We start from the raw sequence: 23,840 nt of genomic DNA, 5'->3' as shown, positions 1-23,840 counted from the left end.
TGCTTTGAATTTACACAATTCCTGACGGAAAACCGTAGCACGCTTTCCCCGGAATTGCCCAATGGAGGCACGCATGTATCTTGGACTGGATCTCGGCACGTCGGGCGTCAAGGCGATGCTGATGGATGGCGATCAGCGTATTGTCGGTTCGGCATCCGGCGCACTCGACGTCTCGCGGCCGCATCCCGGTTGGTCGGAGCAGGACCCGGCCGCTTGGATCAGGGCTACCGAGGAGGCGATATCAGGCCTGAAGGCGGCACATCCTTCAGCCCTTGCCGCCGTGCGCGGCATCGGCCTTTCCGGCCAGATGCATGGCGCGACGCTGCTTGACGCCGACGACAAGGTGCTGCGGCCCTGCATCCTCTGGAACGACACCCGCAGTTTTCGCGAGGCAGCGGCGCTCGATGCCGAGCCGCAATTCCGCGCCATCACCGGCAACATCGTCTTCCCCGGATTCACCGCGCCGAAACTCGCATGGGTGCGTGAAAACGAGCCGGATCTCTTTGCCAAGGTGCGGTGGGTGCTGTTGCCGAAGGACTATCTGCGCCTGTGGCTGACGGGTGAGCATATGTCCGAGATGTCGGATTCGGCCGGCACGGCTTGGCTCGATACGGCCAAGCGCCGCTGGTCAGAAAGCCTGCTTTCGGCCACCGGCATGGAGGAACGGCAGATGCCGGATCTCGTCGAAGGCACGGATCGGGCGGGCGGGCTCCGGCCCGAGCTGGCGTCACGCTGGGGCATGGATGCCGGCGTCGTCGTTGCCGGGGGGGCGGGCGACAATGCGGCGTCTGCCTGCGGTATGGGCACCGTCGGCGAAGGCCATGCTTTCGTTTCATTGGGCACGTCGGGTGTGCTGTTTGCCGCCAATGCAAGCTACCTGCCCAATCCGGAAAGCGCCGTTCACGCCTTCTGCCACGCTCTGCCGAATACCTGGCATCAGATGGGTGTCATTCTGTCGGCGACCGATGCGCTCAACTGGTATTCCGGAATCGCCGGTCGCAGCGCCGCCGACCTCAGCACCGAGCTCGGCGATACGCTGAAGGCGCCAAGCGGCGTGACCTTCCTTCCCTATCTCTCCGGCGAGCGCACGCCCCACAATGATGCAACGATCCGCGGCGCATTTGCCGGGCTCGGCCACGAGAGCAGCCGGGTAGTGCTGACGCAGGCGGTCATGGAAGGCGTTTCCTTCGCCATCCGTGACAGCCTCGAAGCTTTGCGTGCCGCCGGCACGACGCTTTCGCGGGTGACGGCGATCGGTGGTGGATCGCGTTCGCGCTACTGGCTGAAGTCGATCGCGACCGCGCTCGACCTGCCGGTCGATCTGCCTGCTGATGGCGATTTCGGCGCCGCCTTCGGTGCTGCGCGTCTCGGCCTGATCGCGGCGACCGGCGCCGACCCAGTCGCGATTTGCCATGCACCGAAAACGGCGGAAACGATCGCGCCCGAAGCGGCTTTTGTGGCGGCCTACGACGAAGCCTACCAGAGCTATCGGCGTCTCTATCCCGCCATCAAGGGCGCGACGACGTGACCGCACCGCGCCCCTCCATGGCTGTTTTCGATCGACCGGGCCTATTGCGCCGGCACCTTGTCGATAAAGCCGGTGACCTGTTTCAGCCGGCCGTTCTCGATGAGGCCGACGTCGGTGCCCTCGATCACGGATTCGTCGCCATCTGGGCCAAGCGCCCAGGAGAAGCGGATCGTGTCGGCAAAGCCGTCCGGCGTGCCCTTGAGCGTGAAGCGAAAACCAGGAAACTGGCCCTGAACGCCGGCGATCAAGCCGCCGATGCCCGCATGCCCGTCACCCTGCATGATCGGGTCGCGATAGGCGACGTCGACGGTAAAGGCCGCTTCGATCAACACGCTGCGGCTGCCGACCTCTGCGTTCCAGGCGGCGATGTAGGCCTCGGCGATCCGGTTGAAATCGTTCATCTGACTATTCCTTTGGCTTGGCGTTTCGATGCCGCAGGTATCGCCGCACGAGGGAATGAAACCAATTACCTTCCACGTAATGACCGGGCGTTTTGCAGTCGCGGCGCCGGCACACCAGCCTTGAGAGGAGCCAGACCGTGAGCACGGGATTTTTCGGCGATATCGCTAAGATCAAGTATGAGGGACCGGAGAGCAGCAATCCGCTCGCCTTCCGCCACTACAACAAGGACGAGGTCGTTTTCGGCAAGCGCATGGAAGATCACCTGCGCTTCGCGGTTGCCTATTGGCACACCTTCGTCTGGCCGGGCGGAGACCCCTTTGGCGGCCAGACGTTCGAGCGCCCATGGTTCAAGGACACGATGGATGCGGCCAAGCTGAAGGCGGATGTTGCGTTCGAATTCTTCCAGCTGCTCGGCGTTCCCTACTACTGCTTCCACGATGCCGACGTGCGCCCCGAGGGCCGGAACTTCGTCGAAAACACCAAGAACCTCAACGAGATCGTCGACTATTTCGCAAAGAAGCAGGCCGACACCGGCGTCAAGCTGCTCTGGGGCACCGCCAACCTCTTCTCCAATCGCCGCTATATGTCGGGTGCCGCCACCAATCCGGATCCGGATGTGTTTGCCTTTGCAGCCGCGACGGTAAAGACCTGCCTAGATGCCACCCAGCGTCTCGGCGGTGAGAACTACGTGCTGTGGGGCGGGCGCGAAGGTTACGAGACGCTGCTCAACACCGACCTTTCGCGAGAACTCGACCAGCTCGGCCGCTTCGTCAATCTGGTGGTCGACTACAAGCACAAGATCGGCTTCAAGGGCGCGATCCTGATCGAGCCGAAGCCGCAGGAGCCGACCAAGCACCAGTATGACTATGACGTCGCCACGGTCTACGGCTTCCTCAAGAGGTACGGTCTGGAGAAGGAAGTCCAGGTCAATATCGAGCAGGGCCATGCGATCCTCGCCGGCCATTCCTTCGAGCACGAACTGGCTCTTGCCAATGCGCTTGGCATCTTCGGTTCGATCGACATGAACCGCAACGACTACCAGTCGGGTTGGGATACGGACCAGTTCCCCAACAACGTGCCGGAAATGGCGCTCGCCTACTATCAGGTGCTGGCAGGCGGCGGTTTCAAGTCGGGCGGCACCAACTTCGACGCGAAGCTGCGGCGCCAGTCGCTCGACCCCGAGGACCTCTTGATCGGCCATATCGGCGGCATGGATTGCTGCGCCCGCGGCATCAAGGCGGCCGCCCAGATGATCGAAGACAAGGCGCTGTCGGCTCCGCTTGATCAGCGCTACGCCGGTTGGCAGGTGCCGGAAGCCAAGAAGATGCTCGAGGGTGGCTTCTCGCTGGAAGAGATCGAAGCTTGGGTGCTGAAGTCCGACCTCAACCCGCAACCGAAGTCCGGCAAGCAGGAGCTGCTGGAGAATGTCGTCAACCGCTACGTCTGAGCGGCTGCGATCAACGCTGATTGAAGAACCGGCCGCCGCTGCGGCCGGTTTTTTTACTGGTGCCTCGTCGTGCCGGTGAGGCGCACCGCAGTCAGTTTCCGGATTGGCATTTCGGCGCCTGTGAACGCAGGAGGACGCCTCCCGAAATTCTCGTCCCAACCGGTTGCTCCATACAGAAAATCTGCTAGCTTCGGCGCCTGCAACGTTTCAGGTGCTTCAGCTGCAGCGAAAATGAAGCTTTCGTCCGCTTCTTCCTGTCGTTGACTGAACCGGCCGGCTCTGCCGGTAGCCATATCATCAGGAGGATGTTTGCGATGAAAACGATTAAGGGCCCCGGTCTGTTTCTTGCGCAGTTTGCCGGGGATGCGGCGCCGTTCAACTCGTTTGCGGCGATCACCAAGTGGGCTGCCGATTGCGGCTACAAGGGCGTGCAGGTGCCGACCTGGGATACCAGGCTGATCGATTTGCAGCAGGCGGCGACGTCAAAGGCCTATTGCGACGAGCTTGCCGGCATTGCCCGCGACAACGGCGTCGAGATCACCGAGCTGTCGACCCATCTGCAGGGCCAGCTGGTCGCCACCCATCCGGCCTATGACGAGGTGTTCGACGGTTTTGCCGTGCCGGAAGTGCGCGGCAATCCTGGGGCACGGCAGCAATGGGCGGTCGAGCAGGTGAAGATGGCGCTGACGGCGTCGAAGAACCTCGGGCTTAATGCGATGGCGAGCTTCTCCGGCGCGCTTGCCTGGCCGTTCGTCTATCCCTGGCCGCAGCGGCCGGCCGGCCTGGTCGAGACCGCCTTCGACGAACTGGCGCGGCGCTGGAAACCGATCCTCGACCATGCCGAGGATTGCGGCGTCGACATCTGCTACGAGATCCATCCGGGCGAGGACCTGCACGACGGCATCACCTTCGAGATGTTTTTAGAGCGCACCGGCAACCATGGCCGCGCCAACATGCTCTACGACCCCTCGCACTATGTGCTGCAGTGCCTCGACTATCTCGACAACATCGACATCTACAAGGATCGCATCCGGATGTTCCACGTCAAGGATGCCGAGTTCAACCCGACCGGGCGGCAGGGCGTCTATGGCGGCTACCAGGGCTGGGTCAACCGGGCCGGGCGTTTCCGCTCGCTCGGCGACGGCCAGGTCGATTTCGGCGCGGTGTTTTCCAAGATGGCGGCCAATGATTTTACCGGCTGGGCAGTGGTCGAATGGGAGTGCTGCCTGAAGCATCCCGAAGACGGCGCGGGCGAAGGCGCCGAGTTCGTCAAGCACCACATCATCCGGGTGACCGAAAAGGCCTTCGACGATTTTGCCGACGGCGGTACCGACGAGGCCGCCAACCGGCGCCTGCTGGGGATTTGAGGCACGGTATAGAGCCAACGGTGGCGCCTGCCCGGCGATGGCCGCAGTGCGCCCCCGGCCGTAGCCCCTCACCCTAACCCTCTCCCGCAAGCGGGGAGAGGGGACGTGCCACACGGTGCTGCCGAGCGAGAGGAAACGCCGTCGCGATCGCCCTTCTGCCAGCTGCTAGAGGAGGGGATGTGAGCTGACGCTGGCGCTGCTGTCTTGGCTGGTGGTGCGAGCGGGTGCCGCATATTCCTTCTCCCCGCCCGGCGGGGAGAAGGAATATGCGGCAGGCGGATGAGGGGCAGCCGCACGACGATGACAACGAGACGATAGAGCAGGTTCAGAACAGGGAGACAAAACGATGGCAATCGAGGGAACGAGCGAGAAGCGCGAGCGGCGGATCAGGCTCGGCATGGTCGGCGGCGGTTCGGGCGCCTTCATCGGCGCGGTGCACCGCATCGCCGCCCGGCTCGACGATCACTACGAACTGGTGGCCGGCGCCCTGTCGTCGACGCCGGACAAGGCCGAAAGCTCCGGCCGCGAGCTCGGGCTTGATCCGTCGCGGGTCTATTCCGACTTCAAGCAAATGGCGATCCGCGAGGCCAAGCTGAAGGACGGCATCGAGGCGGTGGCGATCGTCACCCCCAACCATGTGCACTATGCCGCCGCCAAGGAATTCCTGAAGCGCGGTATCCATGTGATCTGCGACAAGCCGCTGACCTCGACGCTTTCGGATGCGAAGAAGCTGAAGAAGGCGGCCGACGACAGCGAGGCGCTGTTCGTGCTCACCCACAACTACACCGGCTATCCGATGGTGCGCCAGGCGCGCGCGATGGTCGAAAATGGCGACATCGGCGCTATCCGGCTGGTGCAGATGGAATATCCGCAGGACTGGCTGACGGAGAATATCGAGCAGTCGGGCCAGAAACAGGCGGCCTGGCGCACCGATCCGGCCCGCTCCGGCGCCGGCGGCTCGACCGGCGACATCGGCACCCATGCCTATAATCTCGGCGCCTTCGTCTCCGGGCTGGAACTCGAGGAACTTGCCGCCGACCTCGACAGCTTCGTTGCCGGCCGAAAGCTCGACGACAATGCCCATGTGATGATGCGCTTCAAGAAAAAGGACGGCGAGCGCGCCAAGGGGCTGCTCTGGTGCAGCCAGGTGGCGCCCGGCCACGAGAACGGCCTGATGGTGCGGGTCTACGGCACCAAGGGTGGGCTCGAATGGACGCAGAAGGACCCGAACTATCTCTGGTACACGCCGTTCGGCGAGCCGAAGCGGCTGCTCACCCGGGCTGGTGCCGGCTCCGGCCCGGCCGCCGCTCGCGTCAGCCGCATTCCTTCTGGCCACCCTGAAGGCTATCTCGAAGGGTTTGCCAATATCTACACCGAAGCGGCCCGGGCGATCTTCGCCAAACGAAAGGGCGAGGCGATCGATGCCGCCGTCACCTATCCGACAATCGACGACGGTATGAAGGGCATGGCCTTCGTCGATGCCTGCGTGCAGTCGTCAAAACGAAACGGCGCATGGGTAAAGGTGTAGTCGGAAAGCATGCCGGGGGGCAGGGCGAGGGGTGCCTCGCCCTTTTTCGCGAGTTGACTTTTGCCGGTGTCGCTTTAGGCCCGCCCGCAACAAGAATGAAAATACACAAGGTGAGCGGCCGCCCGCCGGATGCGGGCCGCTGCAAAGGACGAGACAGGCTGATGATCGAAGCAAAAACCCTTGCCCAACGTTTCCCGGGCGATTTCGTGTTCGGAGTGGCGACGGCCTCCTTCCAGATCGAGGGAGCCACCAAGATGGACGGGCGCAAGCCATCGATCTGGGATGCCTTCTCCAACATGCCGGGCCGGGTCTTCGGCCGGCACAATGGCGATATCGCCTGCGATCACTACAACAGGCTCGACGATGATCTCGATCTGATCAAGAGCCTCGGCGTCGAGGCCTACCGGTTCTCGATCGCCTGGCCGCGCATCATTCCCGAAGGCACCGGCCCGATCAACGAGAAGGGCCTCGACTTCTACGACCGTCTCGTTGACGGCCTGAAGGCGCGTAACATCAAGGCCTTCGCCACGCTTTATCACTGGGACCTGCCGCTGGCGCTGATGGGCGACGGCGGCTGGACGGCGCGCACCACGGCCTACGCCTTCCAGCGTTATGCCAAGACTGTCATCGCTCGGCTCGGCGACCGGCTCGACGCGATCGCGACCTTCAACGAGCCCTGGTGCTCGGTGTGGCTCAGCCATCTCTACGGCATTCACGCGCCGGGCGAGCGCAACATGGACGCGGCGCTGCACGCGCTGCATTTCACCAACCTGGCACATGGCCTCGGCGTCGACGCCATCCGCTCGGAGCGGCCGAACCTGCCAGCCGGCATCGTTATCAACGCTCATTCGGTCTATCCCGGCAGCGACGCTGCTGCCGACAAGGCGGCCGCTGAGCGCGCCTTCGATTTCCACAACGGCGTCTTCTTCGGTCCGATCTTCAAGGGCGAGTATCCCGAAAGCTTCATGAGCGCGCTCGGCCATCGCATGCCCGATATCGAAGACGGCGACATGGAAACGATTTCGCGGCCGCTCGATTGGTGGGGCCTTAACTACTACACGCCAATGCGCGTCAGTGATGATGCTGCCGCCGGTGCCGAATATCCCGCGACGATCAACGCCAAGCCGGTCAGCGACGTGAAGACGGATATCGGCTGGGAGGTCTATGCGCCGGCGCTCGGCCAACTGGTGGAGACGCTTAACGCCCGCTACGACCTGCCCGATTGCTACATCACCGAGAATGGCGCCTGCTACAACATGGGCGTCGAAAATGGTGCGGTCGACGACCAGCCGCGGCTCGACTACATCGCCGAGCACCTGTCGGTGACGGCAGACCTGATTTCCAAGGGCTACCCCATGCGCGGCTACTTCGCCTGGAGCCTGATGGACAATTTCGAGTGGGCCGAAGGCTACAAGATGCGCTTCGGCATCGTGCATGTGGACTATGAGACGCAAGTGCGCACGATCAAGAAGAGCGGCCACTGGTACAAGTCATTGGCCGAAGAGTTTCCCGCGGGCAACCACATCTGATGGCTGGTGCCTTGCGCGCCCGTTGAGGCGTGCAGAGCTCAGGTTGATGGCAAACCACTGCGATAGCCTGGTTGACGGGCGAAACATGCTGTTCTCCTCATCCTCGCCCTTGTAGCGGGGATCCAGCGGCCCGACGTCTGTCGGGCCAACAGATCTTTCAACCCAAGGACTTGGGCTGGCTGGATTCCTGTGACAGGCACAGGAATGAGGGCGCTTTGGGAGTCAACAAGACACGTGAATGTCGAACAGGTCATATGGATGACTTTGTCATCAGTCTTGCGCGCCCATTGAGGCGCGCAAGACGTCCTGTCAATCGAAGCGCCCTGGGGCCGCTTTGCGCACCGGCAGCACCTCGAGGCTGCCGCGGTCGAGCTGGGCCAGGACTTCCTTGAAACCGAAACGCGGCTTCCATCCGAGCGCGCCGAGGGCGGCACTCGGATCGTAGATACGGTCGATCGATGCCGGCAGCGACCAGCCGCGCTCGGCAAAGGCCTGAGCAAATTTGCTCGCCCGCTCCCGCAGAACCGAGGCTGCATCGCTTGCCAGATGACGGCAATCGGTCGGCAGGAAGGCCGGCTCGCCTGAAATGACGAACCGCTGAAAGGCAGGCCCGTCATTGTCGAGCGCCGCCACATGCGCGTCCGCCACATCGCGGACGTCGATGCCGCGGTGCAGCCGATACGCCGCCATGCGGTCGGCCTGCTCCGGAAAACATCTGGACATACGCAGGACACGGATATGCAGCGCCCGGTCGGCGGCGTTTTCCAACAAAGCCTCGGCGGCAAGCTTGGTGTGATGGTAGATCGTGTGCGGTTGCGGTGGCGTTTCCTCGGTGATCCAGGTGCAGGCACCCTCTTTCACCGCATGGCCGTACAGTGCCGTCGTGCTGGTGAAGACGATACGGCGGACGCCGGTGGCTTGAGCCGCGGCAATGACGAGATGGGTGCCCATCACATTGACGCGCTCGAATTCCGCGTCCGGGATCGTATCGACGTGTGGCGCATGCAGAGCAGCCGCATGGATGACGGCATCGGCCCCCTGCATGGCGCGTTCCAGGAGGACACCGTCGACAAAGTCACCTGTGATCTCCGTCGTCGCAAAAGGCGCGCGGTCGATGCCGATCACGTCGTGATCGGGCGTCAGGGCATTGTAGATCGCCCGGCCGATGCGCCCCGAACTTCCGGTCAAAACGATGCGCATCCGCTCTCCTGCCTTTCGACTCAGTCTTGTTGTGTTTCGTATCAGAGAACTGTGCTCAGTAAACTGTGAAGTCCGCCACAATCTCTGCATAGCCGTTGAAGCAACAACGCGCTGCGCAGTGCCATCATTCCGGTGCGTATTGCGAAGCTGTCCGTCTCAACCCCTTGATCCGCCAACGCCCCTTGTTCTATGCGTTAGCGACAGCGAATAGGCGTGCGGGGCGCCTGGGGGACTATCGATCATGGAAATCTTCACCTCTGCCGGGCTGCTGGCGCTTCTGCAGGTCATCGTCATCGACCTGGTTCTGGCCGGCGACAATGCCGTCGTCATCGGCCTTGCAGCCGCCGGTCTGCCGACCGAGCAGCGCCGCAAGGCGATCCTGGTCGGCATTCTTGCCGCCACGGTCCTTCGCATCGCGCTTGCCAGCGTCACGGTACAGCTTCTCGATATCATCGGGCTGCTGCTGGCCGGTGGCCTTCTGCTTCTCTGGGTCTGCTGGAAGATGTGGCGCGAGATCCGCGCCGGCGGGGCCGAAGATTTTGAGGGCGAGGGGGCCAATTCGGCGCCGCGAAAGACCTTCCTTCAGGCAGCCATCCAGATCGTCATTGCCGACGTCTCGATGTCGCTCGACAACGTGTTGGCGGTCGCCGGCGCTGCGCGCGAGCATCCGACGATCCTCGTCTTCGGCCTCATCCTTTCGATCGCGCTGATGGGCATTGCCGCCAGCTTCATCGCCCGGCTGCTCAACCGCTATCACTGGATCGCCTATGTCGGTCTCGCCATCATCCTCTATGTGGCACTCAACATGATCTATCGCGGCTCACTCGAAGTCTGGCCGCATCTGGCGCCGGTCGCTCACGCCATCGGCGTTTGACCGTCATCGGCAGATCGTGCGCATCGGCCCGCTTATCGGGCCGGTGCGCAGCAGGCTTCTTTCAGCGCCATTTGCGAAAGAGCGGTTTTTTCCGCAAACGTGAAGCAACCCGGAAAATCATACCTGTAAAAGCCGGGATCTATTGTCCATAAGGGCCGTAGATTATGTCGCATGTTCTTCCTGCGGCAACGACGTTGAACTCACCGGTTGGCTAATGCTAGAGAAGTGCTCCCTGTTCCGAATGCGTTGTCGAATGTCGGCCTGACAAGACGCGCCTTCCATCCCGCGCCCCGAGTCCGGGATTTTGAGTTTCGAGCATCCGAGAGCACCTATGTACCCGTCCATAACGATAACGCCTCTTTCGGGGGTATCCGAACGATGAGCGTTTCCGCCTATAAAGCACCGGCGCCCGGCAATGCCGCCGTCATCTTCGACGGCGTTTCCAAGCATTTCGCAGCGTCCGGCAAGAGCGGCGGCTTTACCGCGCTCGACAACGTCTCCCTTTCGGTCGGCCGCGGCTCGATCACCGGTATCATCGGCCGCTCCGGCGCCGGCAAGTCGACGCTGATCCGCCTGGTCAACGGGCTGGAGAAGCCGACGGGCGGCAAGGTGCTCGTCGACGGCGTCGATGTCGGCGCGCTCGACGAGGCGGGTCTTCGCACGTTGCGCCGCTCGGTCGGCATGATCTTCCAGCATTTCAATCTGCTGTCGTCGCGTACCGTGTTCGGCAATGTGGCGCTGCCGCTCGAAATCGCCGGCATGGACAAGGGAGCCATCGAAAAGCGCGTGCGCCCGCTGCTCGACCTTGTCGGGCTTGCCGACAAGCATGGCCGTTACCCCTCCGAGCTTTCCGGCGGCCAGAAGCAGCGGATCGGCATCGCCCGGGCGCTTGCGACCGAGCCGAAGCTGCTTTTGTCGGACGAAGCGACATCGGCGCTCGATCCCGAGACGACGCAATCGATCCTGGAACTGCTGAAGCGCATCAATGCCGATCTCGGCCTGACCGTGCTGCTCATCACCCACGAGATGGAAGTGGTGAAGGCGGTCACCTCCGATGTCGCCGTCATCGATCACGGCCGCATTGTCGAACGCGGCCACACCTTCGATGTCTTCACCCATCCGAAGCACGAGACGACACGGGCGATGCTCTCCGGCCTGCCGGGCTCGAAGCTGCCCGACGCAGTGTCCCGCGCGCTGAAGCCGCAGGCTGCCGTCGGCGACCGCGCCGTCGTGCGCCTGACCTTCTTTGGCGCGGCGGCAGAACGGCCGCTGATTTCGCAGCTGATCAAGTCGGTCGGCGCCGAGGTCAACATCATCGCCGGAACGATCGACGAGATCGGCGGCCGGCCCTACGGCTCGCTGGTCGTCGCCTATGGCGCGGATGCGGAAACCGCAGGCCGTGCCGAACGCTTCTTCACTGAAAACGGTCTGGTCACGGAGGTGCTCGGCTATGTCGCCTGATATCCTGTTAAAGATCTGGGGTGCCACGCTCGACACGCTCTACATGGTCGCGGCCGCCGGCCTGATCGGCTCACTGATCGGCTTGCCGATCGGCATATTCCTGGCGACCAGCGGCAAGGGCGAACTCTTTCCGGCACCGACGATCAACCGCATCGTCGGGCTGATCGTCAATGCGGCGCGCTCGACCCCGTTCATCATCCTGGTCGTTGCCATCATTCCCTTCACCCGGCTTCTCACCGGAACGTCGATCGGCACCAAGGCGGCGATCGTGCCGCTGACGATCGCGACCATTCCCTTCGTTGCACGTCTGGTGGAGGCGGCGATCCGCGAGATTGACAAGGGACTGATCGAGGCGGCCCGTGCCATGGGTGCCACGCCGATGCAGATCGTCTTCAAGGTTCTGCTCGCGGAGGCCCGCCCGGCGCTGACGATGGCGCTGACCATGACAGCCGTCAGCCTCATTGGTTACTCCGCCATGGTCGGCGCGGTCGGCGGCGGCGGGCTCGGCGATCTCGGCATCCGCTACGGTTACCAGCGCTTCATGCCCGACGTGATGCTCGTCGTCGTCATCGTGCTCATCGTGCTGGTGCAGCTGGTGCAGAGTGCCGGCGACGGACTGGCACGCCACTTCGACAGGCGTAGCCGCAAGAACTGATTTCCCAGGACATTCAAATCACCAACAAGGAGATACCCATGAAGAAGCTCATCATTGCTGCGGCAATCGCAGCCCTTACGGCCGGTACCGCACTGGCCGAAACCATCAAGGTTGGCGTGACGCCGGGCGAGCACGCCCAGATCATGGAGAAGGTGAAGGAAGTCGCGGCGCCCAAGGGCCTCGACATCGAGATCCTCGAATTCTCCGATTACGTCGTTCCGAACCAGGCGCTTGCCGACGGCGACCTCAACGCAAATTCGTTCCAGCACCAGCCTTACCTCGACAACCAGATCGCCGATCGCGGTTTCGATATCGTCAGCGTCGGCACCACCATCACCACGCCGATGGGCGTCTATTCGAGCAAGGTGAAGAGCCTCGACGAGCTGAAGGATGGCGCGACGATCGGCATCCCGAACGATCCGACCAATGGTGGCCGCGCGCTGCTCGTGCTCGCGTCCAAGGGTCTCATCAAGGTCAAGCCGGAAGTCGGCCTGAAGGTGACCCCATCCGACATCACAGAAAACCCGAAGAACATCACATTTGCCGAACTGGATGCGGCCCAGCTTCCGCGCTCGCTCGCCGATGTCGACGCAGCAGTGATCAACACCAACTACGCGCTCGAGGCCGACCTGCATCCGAAGGAAGACGCCATCGCCATCGAAGGCGAGAAGTCGCCCTACGCCAACGTCATTGCCGTGCGCACCGCCGACAAGGACGCGCCCTGGGTGAAGACGCTCGTCGAAGCCTACCACGACGAAAAGGTGAAGACCTTCATCAACGAGACCTTCAAGGGCGCGCTGATCCCGAGCTGGTAATTTCCAGCCCGTAGAAACCCGATATCGAACCGCGCGCCGTACCCCGGCGCGCGGTTTTCTTTTGAATGCTGGCTGCGGCGCGCTATCTCCTCTGCAATCACAGGAGGAGGCCGGCATGAAGGGTGGATGTCACTGCGGCGCCATACGGTATGAGGCGAAGCGGTCGCCGTCCTATTCCGGCTTTTGCCATTGTCGCGATTGCCAGCGGATCACCGGTACCGGGCATTGCTGCTACATGATTTTCGATCGTTCGGATGTGATTGCGACGGGGTCTTGTCGCGGCTACCAGACCATTGCTGCGAATGGCAACATTTCCATCCGCCATTTCTGCGAGACCTGCGGCAGCCAGGTTTTTGGAAGTGGCCTGCCGGATGATGGTCGACTGACGGTCTATGCCGGCACGCTTGACGATCTCTCCGAGTTCACGCCAACGGATGCGATCTTCACGCGCAGCCGGCCCAAATGGGATCGGGCGGCGATGGCCCTGCAGGAATGCGAGGCGCTGCCGGGCTAGAGGCGAGACAGCAAGATTTGCCCCTCGCTCTAACCCTCTCGCCGCATGCGGGGAGAGGGTACGTGGCCCGGGTGCAGGGTTGCCGGCGGTTCCGTTACGGAAAATACTGACTTGATGTGAATGGGCGGTTCTTTGGGATACGGATGGCGCGGCATCTCCCTTCGCCCCGCTTGCGGGGAGAAGGTGCCGGCAGGCGGATGCGGCGCGACTTCTTCGACAGCCGCTTCAGCTTCCGAGATGTTTCTCGCCGCGCTTTTTGGCAAGCGTGATCTGGCGTTGCCTCTGGCGGTAACGCTCGCGGTCCTCGTCGGTGCGGACTTCGTGGCAATGGATGCAGGACACGCCTTCCTCGTGGTGCGGGGAGGCGAGGTCGGCCGGGGTCAGCGGCTGGCGGCAGGCGTGGCAGAGCGTGTGCTCGCCCTCTTCAAGCCCGTGCGTGACCGACACGCGGTCGTCGAAGACGAAGCAGGCGCCTTCCCAGAGGCTTTCCTCCTGCGGCACCTCTTCGAGATACTTCAGGATGCCGCCCTTGAGGTGGAAGACCTCGTCGAAGCCCTGCTCCTTCATGAAGGCGGTCGCCTTCTCGCAGCGGATGCCGCCGGTGCAATACATGGCGATCTTCGGCTTGTTGTGCAGGCCGGCATTGTTGCGCACCCAGTCTGGAAACTCGCGGAAGGTCTTGGTCTGCGGATCGACCGCGCCCTTGAATATGCCGATCGCGGTCTCGTAGTCGTTGCGCGTGTCGATGACGATCGTTTCGGGATCGGAGATCAGCGCGTTCCAATCCTTGGGATCGACATAGGTGCCGACGATCTTGTTGGGGTCGATGTTGTTGACGCCCATGGTGACGATTTCCTTTTTCAGCCGCACCTTCATGCGCAGGAACGGCATCGAGGAAGCACGGCTTTCCTTGTGCTCCAGGCCCGAAAATTCCGGCTGCGAGCGCAGATAGGAAAGCACCGCCGTGATGCCGGCGTCGGTGCCGGCGATCGTGCCGTTGATGCCCTCATGGGCGAGAAGCAGGGTTCCCTTGACGCCATTCTCGTCGCAAACGGTCTGCAGCGGTTCGCGGAATTCGGCGAAACGCGGGAAGGCGACGAAATGATAGAGCGCTGCGACCATGAACTGGCCATGCGTCTCGGGGCGCGGGGTCGTTGAAATGTCGGTCATGGGGCGTGCAAATACAGCTTTCGCGCCGCAAGTGCAATCCGGACCTCCCCTCCAGGGGCCATCTGTCGCGGCCGGCGGCTAGCGACTGGCCTCCAGCCAAAGGAGCCGGATGGTCCGGCTCTCGACATCCGGCGCATCGAGAAAGACGTTGGCTGCGCGATCCAGCGCCTCTAAGCGCAGGCTTTCCTGGCGAGCGATGACAGCGGAGATCAGATGAGCCTGATCCTGGCTGTCGCCGGCAAGGCCTGGATCCTCGTTGACGAGCGAGGTCATGACGTCGAGGTCGTTGAGGTGGCCGAGAATTTCGACCAGCGCTTTGGCATCCAGGCGTTTTGCCTGCATCGCCGAGGGCCAGGCCTCACGCATCAAGGCAAGGTGCATGCGATAATCCTGCGCGCGCTTGCGCAACTCGTGGAAGGCGGCGGCCTCGGTGCTTGCCTGGCAGGCCTCAACGGCGCGGGCAGCGCGCTTCAACGTGCGCCGCCAGCCCTTCGCCAGCCGGTCGGCCGTCTTGCGGCGACGGTCGTCGAAGGAGACATGGGCAAGCGCCGCCATGGCCTGTTCGCAATTGACGATGGTGGCTGCGATCCTGTCCTCGATATCGGTTTGGCCGGCGGCAATCCGGTCGCGTCGCTCGGCCAGTCGCGAGCAGACGCGGTCGAGCGCCTTCTCCTCGTCGTCGCTACGGGCGCCCTCATGCAGATAGCGGGCATTTTCGACGAGCGCGGCGGCGTCCCTGACAGCCGAGAGATTGCGCGCCATGTTGCGAATGCGGGCATTCTCCTGTTTTTGAAACAGCGGCGCGTCGGAGGCGATGAGCCGATAGAGTGCACGCAGGCGCTTGAAACACTTGCGGGCGTCGTGGATTGCCTCGTGCACGCCATCAGGGCGCAGCCGCAGGACCTCGATCGCCTGCTCGAATTGTTCGGCGCCGACATTTTTGAAATCGTCGGTGAAGGCCCCGCCTGGGCGGAAGGCGTAGCTCATGCTTGTTCTTCCACAGGCCCGTTGGTGGCGAGCGCCTGGTTGGAATAGCGCCGGTCCCCGGTGATCTCCGGTCCCAGCCAGTCGGGAAGTGCGGGCAGATCGGTCTCCCGCTTCATCTCGACCTCGGCGACGACGAGCCCCTCAAGTGCGCCTTCGTAGACGTCGACCTCCCACACAAAGCCCTTGTGCGGCACCCGGTAGCGCCGTTTCTCGATAACGACGCCCACTGCCTGGGTCAGCATTTCGCTGGCGTCGTCCATCGGCAGATCATATTCGTATTCATTGCGGACCAGCGCCGACTTGCCGATCTTGATTGTCAGCCGCGCCCATTTGTTGCCGTGGATCCGCACGCGCACGGACCGGTCGTCCATAGTGACGACATAGGCCTGCCGGAGCTGGGTGCCCTTGTCGGCACGCTCCCGCCAACCGTCGGAGGCCACCAGGAACTTGCGCTCTATCTCCTTCGCCATGGGTATCCCGCATTTCGAGAGGGTCGATGTCATCAAACTATCGTTTTACGGGCAAGGCTCAAGCATCTCTTTGTTGTCGAAGTTATTTTCTTTTTTGCTTATGTATGAATGGTGAACCGGCTTGGTGTTCGGCCTCGACAAGCGGCAGCAGGCGGAGTATGCGGAACGCATATTCAATCGTTTTAAAAGGACGATCTGCATGAGTGCGAAAACCGACAAGCTTCTTTCCATCCTCAAACTGCAGCCGGTCGTCCCGGTTCTGGTGATCGACGATGTGGCGACCGCCGTGCCGCTGGCGCGGGCGCTCGTCGCCGGTGGACTGAAAGCGATCGAGATCACCTTGCGCACCCCCGCGGCGCTCGAAGCGATCCGCGCCGTTGCCAACGAGGTCGAGGGTGCGGTTGCCGGTGCCGGCACCATCCTCAATGCCGCCCAGTTCGAGGCGGCGATCGAAGCCGGTTCGCAGTTCATCGTCAGCCCGGGCACGACGCAGGAGCTGATCGACGTTGCCAACGACCACGACGCCCCGTTGCTCCCGGGTGCTGCGACCGCCAGCGAAGTCATGGGCCTGCGCGAAGAAGGCTACGACGTCATGAAGTTCTTCCCGGCGGAACAGGCCGGTGGCGCTGCCTATCTCAAGTCGCTGTCGTCGCCGCTTGCCGGCACCTTCTTCTGCCCGACCGGCGGCATCTCGCTTTCGAACGCCCGCGACTACCTGTCGCTGCCGAACGTCATCTGCGTCGGCGGCTCGTGGGTGGCGCCGAAGGATCTGGTGACGAAGGGCGACTGGGCCGGCATCACCAAGCTTGCGGCCGAGGCCTTTGCGCTCAAGGGCTGAGGCTCGCCCGATCGCTTGAGAATTTCGAGGCCGGGCGTCAGTCCGGCCTTTTTCGTGTGCCCGGCCATTTTCGTGCGCAACGCGAGTTTGTATTTCCAGTGCAACGTTCCTATGTCTCAATCGGTTTGATGGAGCGGGTGCAGGCGGCGCCCTGTTCCGCATGGTTTTTAATCCGCCTGGAACCGACAAGGAGCGAAACCCCATGTTCGACGCGAAGAAATTGCTGGACCAGTTTCTCGGATCGCAGGTGCCGGGAGCGGGTGGCTCGGTGCGCGACCGCGCCGGCCAGGTTACGCAACTCGCCAAGGACAATCCGCTGGCAACCGGTGCCATCGCCGCCGTTCTGCTCGGCACCAAGTCGGGCCGGCAGCTGACCGGCAATGCGGCCGTGCTCGGAGGGCTCGCAGCCATCGCCGGCCTCGGCTATCAGGCCTACAAGAACTATCAGTCCGGCAACGCGCCGGTCACCGATCCCACCGCCCAGAAGCAGCCTGAACTCTTGCCGCCGCCGACCGATTCCGGATTTGCCGCCGAGCCGGAAAAGATCAGCCACGACTTCGCGCTTATTCTCGTGCGCGCCATGATCGCCGCCTCGCGCGCCGACGGCCATATCGACGAGGTCGAGCGCCGCCACATCATGGATAAGCTTTCGGTGTCCGGTCTGTCGGCCGATGCGTCGGCGTTCCTCGAGGGCGAGCTGGCCAATCCGGTCGATATCGACGCCATCGTCAACGCTGCGAAGACCGAGGAAGAGCGCGTCGAGGTTTATACCGCGTCGCGCCTGACGATCGAGCCGGAAAGCCGCGCCGAGCGGGGCTATCTCGATCTGCTCGCCGGTCGCCTCGGCCTTCCCGATGCGCTGGTCGATCATATCGAAGCGACCGTGTCGTCGGCCAAGGTCCCGGCCTGATCATTTCGCTCATGGATTGATCACCAGTTTGAATTTGTGTCGGCCGCTTCTCTGCCCTATGCCGAAGTCGATAGCGCCGCGCGTCTTACCAGACGCGCAAAGGTCGCTATAGCACTTTGAATTGCTGCAGCCGGAGAGGTGGCCGATGCGTGATCTGAGCAACTGGAAGGGATGCCCGGCACCGAAGCCGGTGGCGATCGAGGGTCGCTATGTCCGGCTTGAACCCTATGACCGTGCGATGCACAGGCAGGACCTCTGGGATGGGCTCGGCGGTATGGGCATCAATCCGCTGCTCAAGTATTTCGCGCAGGCCGATTTCCGCGGCATCGACGATTTCGACACCTGGCTGACCACTGCCCAGGAAAAGGGCGGCTGGGTCACGGAAGTGTTCCGCGACAAGGCGAGCGGCAAGGTCGTCGGTATGGCGAACTACATGCGCGCCGATCCTGCCAATGGCGTCGTCGAGGTCGGGTCCGTTGCGCATGGTGCGGCGATGGCCCGTTCGCCGCTGTCGACCGAGGTGCATTACCTCATGGCCAAGCATGTCTTCGAGGATCTCGGCTATCGCCGCTACGAGTGGAAGTGCAACAGCGAGAATGAGCCAAGCCGGACGACGGCACTCCGCCTCGGCTTCAGTTTTGAAGGCATTTTCCGCCAGCATATGATATCCAAGGGCGGCAACCGCGACACGGCCTGGTTCTCGATGATCGACAGCGAATGGCCGCTGCTCAATGCCGCATTCGAAAACTGGCTGTCGCCTGATAATTTCGATGCCGATGGTCGTCAGAAGCGGCGGCTGGAAGATATTCGCGCGGACCTCGCGCCAAAGGAGTGAGCGTGAACGCGCCCGAGAAGACGAGAGAAAACCAAGCCCCTAAGGAAAAGTCGCCGGCGATCGCCGCGGCCGTCATTCTGGCCGTCGTCGGCGTCGGCTTCTTCGTGCTACCGTCGATCATGCTGAGGCTTGGCGATATCTCGGTGTGGCTCGCCGGCGCCTTTGGCGTCGTCTTCGTTCTCGGCTTCTTCCTGATCTTCTGGCTGCGCGCGCGGCATCAGCGCAAGCGCGGGCTGTGATGGTAAGGTCTAGGGGCCGACGTGCAGGGAGTTGCCTCGGAAGACCCGTCCACAGCGTGCCTGGTTCCTCAATAGCGTTTTTTCTTTCGCACACGCGTGAAGCCGATTTGATCGGGCGTTAGCTCTGGGTCGTCTTCAAGACGGTAGCCGAATGAGTACCACGCGTCAGAGACATTCCGCGCGCCGGATGGCGGCGCCCAATAGTGATCGACAACCCAGAACGAGTAGCCGCCTCCAACGTCGGTCGCCGCAATCCCGTGCGTTTCGGAAAGCCAGAGCCTGAAAGCGGTGGCTTCACCGGACCAGATGTATTTGATTGCCCAGCCGGCCCGTGCGAGGTTGGCGGCGATTTCCTCGAACTCAAGCGTGTCGAAATTCATCTACCGTGTCCGTGTGGCGGCTCCACGCACGACGTACGTTGACCTCCCCCGGGGTGGGGGAAAGGGGCGGGCTTGCGGAAGCGGCGCACGTCCTGGCGAACACATAGCTGCCTTATCCTTGCAGCGCGGCGCCCAGCAAGACCAGTCCCAAGATAATCACGAGCAGGGCGCCTGCGATCTCGATGCCGTTCGAGACGCGGGCGGCCGATGCGGCGCTTGACGCGTAGCGCACGGCGAAACCCTTTGCCGTGACGGCCAGCGTCGCCAGGATCGATACCGTGATGGCGGTGCCGATCGACATGGCGAAGACCGACAGGATGCCGCCGAGATAAAGGCCGTTGAGTAAGGCGAAGGACAGCACGATCAGTGCGCCCGAGCACGGACGCAGACCGACGGCGACGATCGCCGACCAGGCCTCGCTGATGGCGAAGCGATCGCCCTTGAGCATCGACGGATCCGGCGCATGCGCATGGCCGCAGGTGGAGCAGACTTCGCCGGCGCCATGGTCGTGGTGATGATGCGTGTGGTCATGGCGATGGTGGGCATGGTCGTGATGATCGTGTTCGTGCTCGACGTGAACATGCCCGCCGCCGGCCGTTGCCATGAGAGCCGTCGGACGCATCATCGAGCGCAGTTTGCGAAACAAGAGCCAGCCGCCGAAGGCTGCGATCAGGGCGTAGCTGGCAATTTCCAGAGAGCGCGTCGCGTCAGTCATGCTGATCGAGGATCCGCGCAAAAGAAGATAAACCGCGCCGACAAGCAGGATGGCGACGACCCCCTGCAGGATCGACGACATGAAGGAGAGCAGCACGCCGCGCTTCAGCTCAGTCTCGTTGGCGATCATGTAGGAGGAGATGACCGCCTTGCCATGGCCGGGGCCGGCGGCATGGAAGACGCCATAGGCAAAGGAAAGGCCAATCAGCGACCAGAGCTGCCAGGGGTTTTCGCGCATGCCCTTCAGCGAGCCTGTCAGCGTGCGGTAGAAGCCCTGCTGCTCTGCATTCACCCAGGCAAAGAAGCCGCCGAGAAAGCCGGTGGTCTGAAACGACGGTTCGGCAGTGCCGATGCCGAGCGGCGATTGCGCCGCGGCAAGGCCGGCCGACAGAGCGGTCAACACGAGCGTCGCGGCAATCAGGCGGCCGATCCTGCGGGTGTTCAGCATGTGATCTCTATCCTGGTTGCAAAGAGCTTCGACATGTCGGTGCCGGTCGGGTCGCTCCAGAAAGCATCGGTCAGCGTGTCCTTGTTCTCGGCAAGGACTTCGTCAGGATCAGGGCGGACGACCTTGTGTTCGCAGGCGGCGATCTTGTCGCCGACCACGGTCAGGTCGTCATCGGTCGGGAAATCCATGGCCGTGTACATGGTCGGGTCGTAGACGCCGAAGGAGAGCTTGCCCTTGAGCGGCATCGGCTCGGCCGGCTTGACCGCGAAGATCATCAGCAACTGGCCGTCCTTGTAGTCGACGGTGATGTGCTCAGGTTTGCTGACCTTGATGGATTTGCCGTTTTCCAGGGCCGTCGTGTAGTAGTTGTACTCCGACAGTGACTCCAGCACGGTCTGGCCGACTTCCGCCAGTTCGTCCGGGTCGAGCGTGGCGTTCGAGTTCTTGTCGAAGTCGAGAACGACACTTGCGGAAAATAGCTCGTCGAAACGCCAGACATTTCTCAGCTCGCTCACCTCACCCTTGTCGTCGGAGGCCACTTCCAGGCGGGCCTCGGCGAAGATGTGCGGATGGGCAAAGGCCAAAGTCGGCGCAAGCAGGATGGCAAGGCCGGCCACGACGAGGCGCTTAATTCTCATGAAACGGCAATCCTTTCAGTCAGGGCGCAGCAGTGCCTTCGAATCGTTCCCGCAATGTACTGGAAATGGGACGGATTTGGGACCTTGCCGCGTCAATGCGGCTTGCGGAACCAGGCGTGCAGGTAGTCGACGAGGGTGCGCACTTTGGCCGGCAGGTAGCGGCGGTGCGGATAGATCGCATAGATGCCGCGGTCCCTGGGCAGGAAATCGTCAAAGAGCGTGACGAGTTCGCCGGTGGCAACCTTGGGCCGTGCGATGAAATCGGGAACCAGCGCCACACCGATGCCGGAGACGGCAGCGCGCACCGAGGCAAGCGGACTGTTGACCTCGATCGGGCCACTGACGGGAACGGTGAAGGAGGAACCGTCAGGCTCGATGAAGCGCCAGTTGGAATAGGACTTTCCATTGGTGTCGAGAATGCAGGGGATCTTCGAAAGGTCGGTCGGATGTGCGATCGGCCCGACCTTCTCCACGAAGTCCGGAGCGGCACAGATCAGGACCTGGAAGTCGTCGAGCTTGCGCGCGATCAGCGTCGAATCCTCAAGTCGGGTGATACGGATGGCGACATCGAAGCCCTCTTCGACGAGGTCGACGAAGCGGTCGTCCGAAACGATCTCCAGCGACAGTTCCGGATGCTGCTTGCCGAAATCGACCAGCGACTGGCCGATCTCGGCGTCGACGAAAGTGCGGGGCGCGGTGATGCGCAGCCGGCCCTTGAGGTCGGAATTGTTGGCGCGCACGAGATCGGCGAGATTGTCGATTTCCTTCAGGATTTCCGACGCGGTGCGATAATAGGTGTGGCCGGCTTCCGTCATCGAGAATTGACGTGTCGTGCGGTTAAGCAGAAGCGCGCCGAGTTCGTCCTCAAGCTCGCGCACATATTTCGACAAGAGCGCCTTCGACCTGCCGACGCGGCGGGCGGCGGCCGAAAACCCTTCGGCGTCCACGACATCGATGAAGGCGCGGATGCGGGTGAGCGTGTCCATGGCCGGTGTTTCCTTCGTCTTTCCTGGTCGCGGGAGCCTTGATTCGCCGCGAATGCTTCTTTCACGTTTCTCTGTTCGGCGGCTGTCTTTGTGGCCGGTTCGGTCCGCTCTTCGAATTTTGACGACCGGATAGGCGAGGTCTTAAAATAAATCCAGTTCTTTCAAGCGTTTGTGGCGGTCACTGCGTCGCTGTCGATTGTTCAGTAAACGTGAACACTGACAGTGTTGCCGGTCTCGAAAAAAATTCAACAGCGGCCGCGAAAAAACTCTTGATTACGACAAGGTTTTTTCTTACCTACGCCCTTGCCCAAAGTCGCACGTGCCTGTGGGTGTCCGCCGACCCTCGATTAGGTGAGGGTATCGGTAAGGTACCTGGAACTAACCCCTCCAGTCGCTATTCCGGCCAACCGGGAAATGCGAGGACATCTTGAAGCAACGACGGTGCGGGCCTTTCTGGTGTCTGCCGGCTCTCCAACAGCCGGGGTTACTGAAGAGGCACACCTTCATTGCCGGAAGTGCGGTTGGGTTATCCCCTCCAATCCATGGCAGACAAAGCCGAATTGAAGCCTAGGCGGGCTTTGATTCACCGTTCGCGCATCGAGCGCATGCTTGGTTCCGGGGTCTCCACCGGCTGGTTCCAGAGCATTCGCGCGTATGCCCTTTGTCCTCCGCGAAAGCGGAGCATTTTGGATCAGGGGAATAAGGCCATGACCACGGCACGCATCATCGACTTCATCAACACCCGACGACCCGACGGCCCTTGCCTCGTTGTCGACCTCGACGTCGTGCGCAACAATTTCAAGGCCTTCCGCCACGCGATGCCGGACAGCTCGATCTATTACGCCGTCAAGGCAAACCCGGCGCCGGAAATCCTGCGCCTGCTCGCCGGCATGGGCTCCTCCTTCGATTGCGCGTCCGTCGCTGAAATCGAAATGGCGCTCGACGCCGGTGCGACCGCCCAGCGCATTTCCTATGGCAACACCATCAAGAAGGAGCGCGACATTGCCCGCGCGCACGCTCTCGGTGTGTCGCTCTTTGCCGTCGACAGCCATGAGGAAGTCGAGAAGGTTGCACGTGCCGCCCCTGGTGCCCGCGTGTTCTGCCGCGTCCTGACCGATGGCGAAGGCGCCGAATGGCCGCTGTCGCGCAAGTTCGGCTGCGTCCCGCAGATGGCTGTCGACGTGCTCGTCTACGCCCATCAGCATGGCCTCGTTTCCTACGGCGTCTCGTTCCATGTCGGTTCGCAGATGACGAAGCTCGACGCCTGGGATTCGGCTCTTGCCGATGCCAAGCGCGTCTTTGTGCAGCTGGCCAAGCAGGGCATCGAGCTCAAGATGGTCAACATGGGCGGTGGCTTCCCGACGAAGTACCTCAAGGACGTGCCGACCGCTGAAGCCTACGGCCAGGCGATCTTCGGCGCGCTGAAGAAGCACTTCGGCAACCACATCCCGGAAACGATCATCGAGCCGGGTCGCGGCATGGTCGGCAACGCCGGCGTGATCAAGGCGGAAGTCGTTCTCGTTTCGAAGAAGTCTGATAACGACAGCCACCGCTGGGTGTTCCTCGACATCGGCAAGTTCGGCGGTCTCGCCGAAACCATGGACGAGGCGATCCGCTACCCGATCCGCACGGCCCGTGACGGCGACGAAATGGAGCCCTGCGTGCTTGCCGGCCCGACCTGCGATTCGGCCGACGTGCTGTACGAGAAGAACATGTATCCGCTGCCGATCACGCTCTCGATCGGCGACGAGGTTCTGATCGAAGGCACCGGCGCCTACACCACGACCTACTCGGCCGTCGCCTTCAACGGCTTCGAGCCCTTGAAGTCCTACGTGATCTGATCCGGTTTGCTCCCGTCCTCGGGCGGGAGCGCCATTTCACAATTTCCTTAGATGCCGCCTGAAG

General features: G+C 62.4%; 24 protein-coding genes. 15 read left to right on the top strand and 9 right to left on the bottom strand.

Annotated elements, in window-relative coordinates; all coding sequences use genetic code 11:
- Positions 1-73: 73 nt before the first annotated feature.
- The gene (gene xylB / locus J3R84_RS15630; RefSeq protein ID WP_025424908.1) at positions 74-1,528 is read left to right on the top strand and encodes a xylulokinase; all 1,455 of its coding nucleotides are present in this window, start codon (positions 74-76) and stop codon (positions 1,526-1,528) included.
- 41 nt (positions 1,529-1,569) lie between these two features.
- Here xylB and J3R84_RS15625 read toward each other — a convergent pair whose 3' ends face one another.
- The gene (locus J3R84_RS15625) at positions 1,570-1,929 is read right to left on the bottom strand and encodes a nuclear transport factor 2 family protein (RefSeq protein WP_025424907.1); all 360 of its coding nucleotides are present in this window, start codon (positions 1,927-1,929) and stop codon (positions 1,570-1,572) included.
- A gap of 137 nt (positions 1,930-2,066) precedes the next feature.
- Between J3R84_RS15625 and xylA the strand changes: the two genes are divergently transcribed.
- From xylA to J3R84_RS15605, 4 genes are all read left to right on the top strand, one after another.
- Positions 2,067-3,377, top strand: coding sequence for a xylose isomerase (gene xylA, locus J3R84_RS15620; protein ID WP_025424906.1), 1,311 nt, complete (start codon positions 2,067-2,069; stop codon positions 3,375-3,377).
- Between the two features lie 314 nt (positions 3,378-3,691).
- Positions 3,692-4,744 (top strand): sugar phosphate isomerase/epimerase family protein, encoded by a 1,053-nt coding sequence (locus J3R84_RS15615; RefSeq protein WP_025424904.1) that lies wholly within the window; start codon positions 3,692-3,694, stop codon positions 4,742-4,744.
- 346 nt (positions 4,745-5,090) lie between these two features.
- Positions 5,091-6,272, top strand: coding sequence for a Gfo/Idh/MocA family protein (locus tag J3R84_RS15610; RefSeq protein ID WP_025424903.1), 1,182 nt, complete (start codon positions 5,091-5,093; stop codon positions 6,270-6,272).
- A gap of 161 nt (positions 6,273-6,433) precedes the next feature.
- Positions 6,434-7,801, top strand: coding sequence for a GH1 family beta-glucosidase (locus tag J3R84_RS15605; protein ID WP_038576503.1), 1,368 nt, complete (start codon positions 6,434-6,436; stop codon positions 7,799-7,801).
- Positions 7,802-8,110: 309 nt separating this feature from the next.
- Here the strand turns inward: J3R84_RS15605 and J3R84_RS15600 are convergent, their stop codons facing one another.
- Positions 8,111-9,001, bottom strand: coding sequence for an NAD-dependent epimerase/dehydratase family protein (locus tag J3R84_RS15600; RefSeq protein ID WP_203530117.1), 891 nt, complete (start codon positions 8,999-9,001; stop codon positions 8,111-8,113).
- Between the two features lie 241 nt (positions 9,002-9,242).
- Here J3R84_RS15600 and J3R84_RS15595 point away from each other — a divergent pair, with 241 nt between their 5' ends.
- From J3R84_RS15595 to J3R84_RS15575, 5 genes are all read left to right on the top strand, one after another.
- On the top strand, positions 9,243-9,875 hold the full coding sequence (locus J3R84_RS15595; RefSeq protein ID WP_025424900.1) for a TerC family protein: 633 nt from the start codon (positions 9,243-9,245) through the stop codon (positions 9,873-9,875).
- Between the two features lie 378 nt (positions 9,876-10,253).
- The gene (locus J3R84_RS15590) at positions 10,254-11,336 is read left to right on the top strand and encodes a methionine ABC transporter ATP-binding protein (protein WP_203530116.1); all 1,083 of its coding nucleotides are present in this window, start codon (positions 10,254-10,256) and stop codon (positions 11,334-11,336) included.
- Complete coding sequence (locus tag J3R84_RS15585; RefSeq protein WP_025424898.1) at positions 11,326-11,991, top strand: methionine ABC transporter permease; 666 nt, start codon at positions 11,326-11,328, stop codon at positions 11,989-11,991. The genes J3R84_RS15590 and J3R84_RS15585 overlap by 11 nt, the downstream gene beginning before the upstream one ends.
- Before the next feature lie 38 nt (positions 11,992-12,029).
- Entirely contained in the window at positions 12,030-12,806 is a 777-nt protein-coding gene (locus J3R84_RS15580; RefSeq protein WP_025424897.1) for a MetQ/NlpA family ABC transporter substrate-binding protein, read from the top strand.
- A 115-nt stretch (positions 12,807-12,921) separates the two neighbouring features.
- On the top strand, positions 12,922-13,320 hold the full coding sequence (locus J3R84_RS15575) for a GFA family protein (protein WP_025424896.1): 399 nt from the start codon (positions 12,922-12,924) through the stop codon (positions 13,318-13,320).
- Between the two features lie 225 nt (positions 13,321-13,545).
- On the opposite strand, the gene trhO is transcribed toward J3R84_RS15575, so the two are convergent.
- From trhO to J3R84_RS15560, 3 genes are all read right to left on the bottom strand, one after another.
- Positions 13,546-14,490, bottom strand: coding sequence for an oxygen-dependent tRNA uridine(34) hydroxylase TrhO (trhO, locus tag J3R84_RS15570; RefSeq protein WP_025424895.1), 945 nt, complete (start codon positions 14,488-14,490; stop codon positions 13,546-13,548).
- A 78-nt stretch (positions 14,491-14,568) separates the two neighbouring features.
- On the bottom strand, positions 14,569-15,477 hold the full coding sequence (locus tag J3R84_RS15565; protein ID WP_025424894.1) for a CHAD domain-containing protein: 909 nt from the start codon (positions 15,475-15,477) through the stop codon (positions 14,569-14,571).
- Complete coding sequence (locus J3R84_RS15560; protein ID WP_025424893.1) at positions 15,474-15,947, bottom strand: CYTH domain-containing protein; 474 nt, start codon at positions 15,945-15,947, stop codon at positions 15,474-15,476. The genes J3R84_RS15565 and J3R84_RS15560 overlap by 4 nt, the downstream gene beginning before the upstream one ends.
- Before the next feature lie 199 nt (positions 15,948-16,146).
- Here J3R84_RS15560 and J3R84_RS15555 point away from each other — a divergent pair, with 199 nt between their 5' ends.
- The 4 genes from J3R84_RS15555 (at position 16,147) to J3R84_RS15540 (ending at position 18,769) form a co-directional block, all read left to right on the top strand.
- Entirely contained in the window at positions 16,147-16,785 is a 639-nt protein-coding gene (locus tag J3R84_RS15555; protein ID WP_025424892.1) for a 2-dehydro-3-deoxy-phosphogluconate aldolase, read from the top strand.
- Between the two features lie 202 nt (positions 16,786-16,987).
- Positions 16,988-17,695, top strand: a complete 708-nt coding sequence (locus J3R84_RS15550; RefSeq protein WP_025424891.1) for a tellurite resistance TerB family protein — start codon at positions 16,988-16,990, stop codon at positions 17,693-17,695.
- Positions 17,696-17,840: 145 nt separating this feature from the next.
- Positions 17,841-18,530 carry a GNAT family N-acetyltransferase gene (locus tag J3R84_RS15545; protein ID WP_038575716.1) on the top strand — a complete coding sequence of 230 codons (690 nt, stop codon included), beginning with the start codon at positions 17,841-17,843 and terminating at the stop codon, positions 18,528-18,530.
- A gap of 2 nt (positions 18,531-18,532) precedes the next feature.
- Complete coding sequence (locus J3R84_RS15540; protein WP_057207582.1) at positions 18,533-18,769, top strand: hypothetical protein; 237 nt, start codon at positions 18,533-18,535, stop codon at positions 18,767-18,769.
- Between the two features lie 68 nt (positions 18,770-18,837).
- Here J3R84_RS15540 and J3R84_RS15535 read toward each other — a convergent pair whose 3' ends face one another.
- The 4 genes from J3R84_RS15535 to J3R84_RS15520 form a co-directional block, all read right to left on the bottom strand.
- Positions 18,838-19,149, bottom strand: coding sequence for a hypothetical protein (locus tag J3R84_RS15535; RefSeq protein ID WP_025424889.1), 312 nt, complete (start codon positions 19,147-19,149; stop codon positions 18,838-18,840).
- 112 nt (positions 19,150-19,261) lie between these two features.
- Positions 19,262-20,311, bottom strand: coding sequence for a nickel/cobalt transporter (locus J3R84_RS15530; protein WP_025424888.1), 1,050 nt, complete (start codon positions 20,309-20,311; stop codon positions 19,262-19,264).
- The gene (locus J3R84_RS15525; RefSeq protein WP_025424887.1) at positions 20,305-20,949 is read right to left on the bottom strand and encodes a DUF1007 family protein; all 645 of its coding nucleotides are present in this window, start codon (positions 20,947-20,949) and stop codon (positions 20,305-20,307) included. The genes J3R84_RS15530 and J3R84_RS15525 overlap by 7 nt, the downstream gene beginning before the upstream one ends.
- A 92-nt stretch (positions 20,950-21,041) precedes the next feature.
- Positions 21,042-21,935, bottom strand: coding sequence for a LysR family transcriptional regulator (locus tag J3R84_RS15520; protein WP_025424886.1), 894 nt, complete (start codon positions 21,933-21,935; stop codon positions 21,042-21,044).
- A 707-nt stretch (positions 21,936-22,642) separates the two neighbouring features.
- Between J3R84_RS15520 and odc2 the strand changes: the two genes are divergently transcribed.
- On the top strand, positions 22,643-23,776 hold the full coding sequence (gene odc2, locus J3R84_RS15515) for an ornithine/lysine decarboxylase (RefSeq protein ID WP_025424885.1): 1,134 nt from the start codon (positions 22,643-22,645) through the stop codon (positions 23,774-23,776).
- The last annotated feature ends 64 nt before the right edge of the window (positions 23,777-23,840 follow it).

Origin of the sequence: Ensifer canadensis, assembly GCF_017488845.2 — a bacterium.
GTDB lineage: Bacteria > Pseudomonadota > Alphaproteobacteria > Rhizobiales > Rhizobiaceae > Ensifer > Ensifer canadensis.
This window is presented reverse-complemented; position numbering and strand designations above follow the sequence as displayed.

Coding starts and splice junctions, on each gene's coding strand:
- xylB (WP_025424908.1), top strand. CDS start 74: ATGTATCTTGGACTGGATCTCGGCACGTCGGGCGTCAAGGCGATGCTG.
- J3R84_RS15625 (WP_025424907.1), bottom strand. CDS start 1,929: ATGAACGATTTCAACCGGATCGCCGAGGCCTACATCGCCGCCTGGAAC.
- J3R84_RS15615 (WP_025424904.1), top strand. CDS start 3,692: ATGAAAACGATTAAGGGCCCCGGTCTGTTTCTTGCGCAGTTTGCCGGG.
- J3R84_RS15610 (WP_025424903.1), top strand. CDS start 5,091: ATGGCAATCGAGGGAACGAGCGAGAAGCGCGAGCGGCGGATCAGGCTC.
- J3R84_RS15605 (WP_038576503.1), top strand. CDS start 6,434: ATGATCGAAGCAAAAACCCTTGCCCAACGTTTCCCGGGCGATTTCGTG.
- J3R84_RS15600 (WP_203530117.1), bottom strand. CDS start 9,001: ATGCGCATCGTTTTGACCGGAAGTTCGGGGCGCATCGGCCGGGCGATC.
- J3R84_RS15595 (WP_025424900.1), top strand. CDS start 9,243: ATGGAAATCTTCACCTCTGCCGGGCTGCTGGCGCTTCTGCAGGTCATC.
- J3R84_RS15590 (WP_203530116.1), top strand. CDS start 10,254: ATGAGCGTTTCCGCCTATAAAGCACCGGCGCCCGGCAATGCCGCCGTC.
- J3R84_RS15585 (WP_025424898.1), top strand. CDS start 11,326: ATGTCGCCTGATATCCTGTTAAAGATCTGGGGTGCCACGCTCGACACG.
- J3R84_RS15580 (WP_025424897.1), top strand. CDS start 12,030: ATGAAGAAGCTCATCATTGCTGCGGCAATCGCAGCCCTTACGGCCGGT.
- J3R84_RS15575 (WP_025424896.1), top strand. CDS start 12,922: ATGAAGGGTGGATGTCACTGCGGCGCCATACGGTATGAGGCGAAGCGG.
- trhO (WP_025424895.1), bottom strand. CDS start 14,490: ATGACCGACATTTCAACGACCCCGCGCCCCGAGACGCATGGCCAGTTC.
- J3R84_RS15565 (WP_025424894.1), bottom strand. CDS start 15,477: ATGAGCTACGCCTTCCGCCCAGGCGGGGCCTTCACCGACGATTTCAAA.
- J3R84_RS15560 (WP_025424893.1), bottom strand. CDS start 15,947: ATGGCGAAGGAGATAGAGCGCAAGTTCCTGGTGGCCTCCGACGGTTGG.
- J3R84_RS15555 (WP_025424892.1), top strand. CDS start 16,147: ATGAGTGCGAAAACCGACAAGCTTCTTTCCATCCTCAAACTGCAGCCG.
- J3R84_RS15550 (WP_025424891.1), top strand. CDS start 16,988: ATGTTCGACGCGAAGAAATTGCTGGACCAGTTTCTCGGATCGCAGGTG.
- J3R84_RS15545 (WP_038575716.1), top strand. CDS start 17,841: ATGCGTGATCTGAGCAACTGGAAGGGATGCCCGGCACCGAAGCCGGTG.
- J3R84_RS15535 (WP_025424889.1), bottom strand. CDS start 19,149: ATGAATTTCGACACGCTTGAGTTCGAGGAAATCGCCGCCAACCTCGCA.
- J3R84_RS15530 (WP_025424888.1), bottom strand. CDS start 20,311: ATGCTGAACACCCGCAGGATCGGCCGCCTGATTGCCGCGACGCTCGTG.
- J3R84_RS15525 (WP_025424887.1), bottom strand. CDS start 20,949: ATGAGAATTAAGCGCCTCGTCGTGGCCGGCCTTGCCATCCTGCTTGCG.
- J3R84_RS15520 (WP_025424886.1), bottom strand. CDS start 21,935: ATGGACACGCTCACCCGCATCCGCGCCTTCATCGATGTCGTGGACGCC.
- odc2 (WP_025424885.1), top strand. CDS start 22,643: ATGACCACGGCACGCATCATCGACTTCATCAACACCCGACGACCCGAC.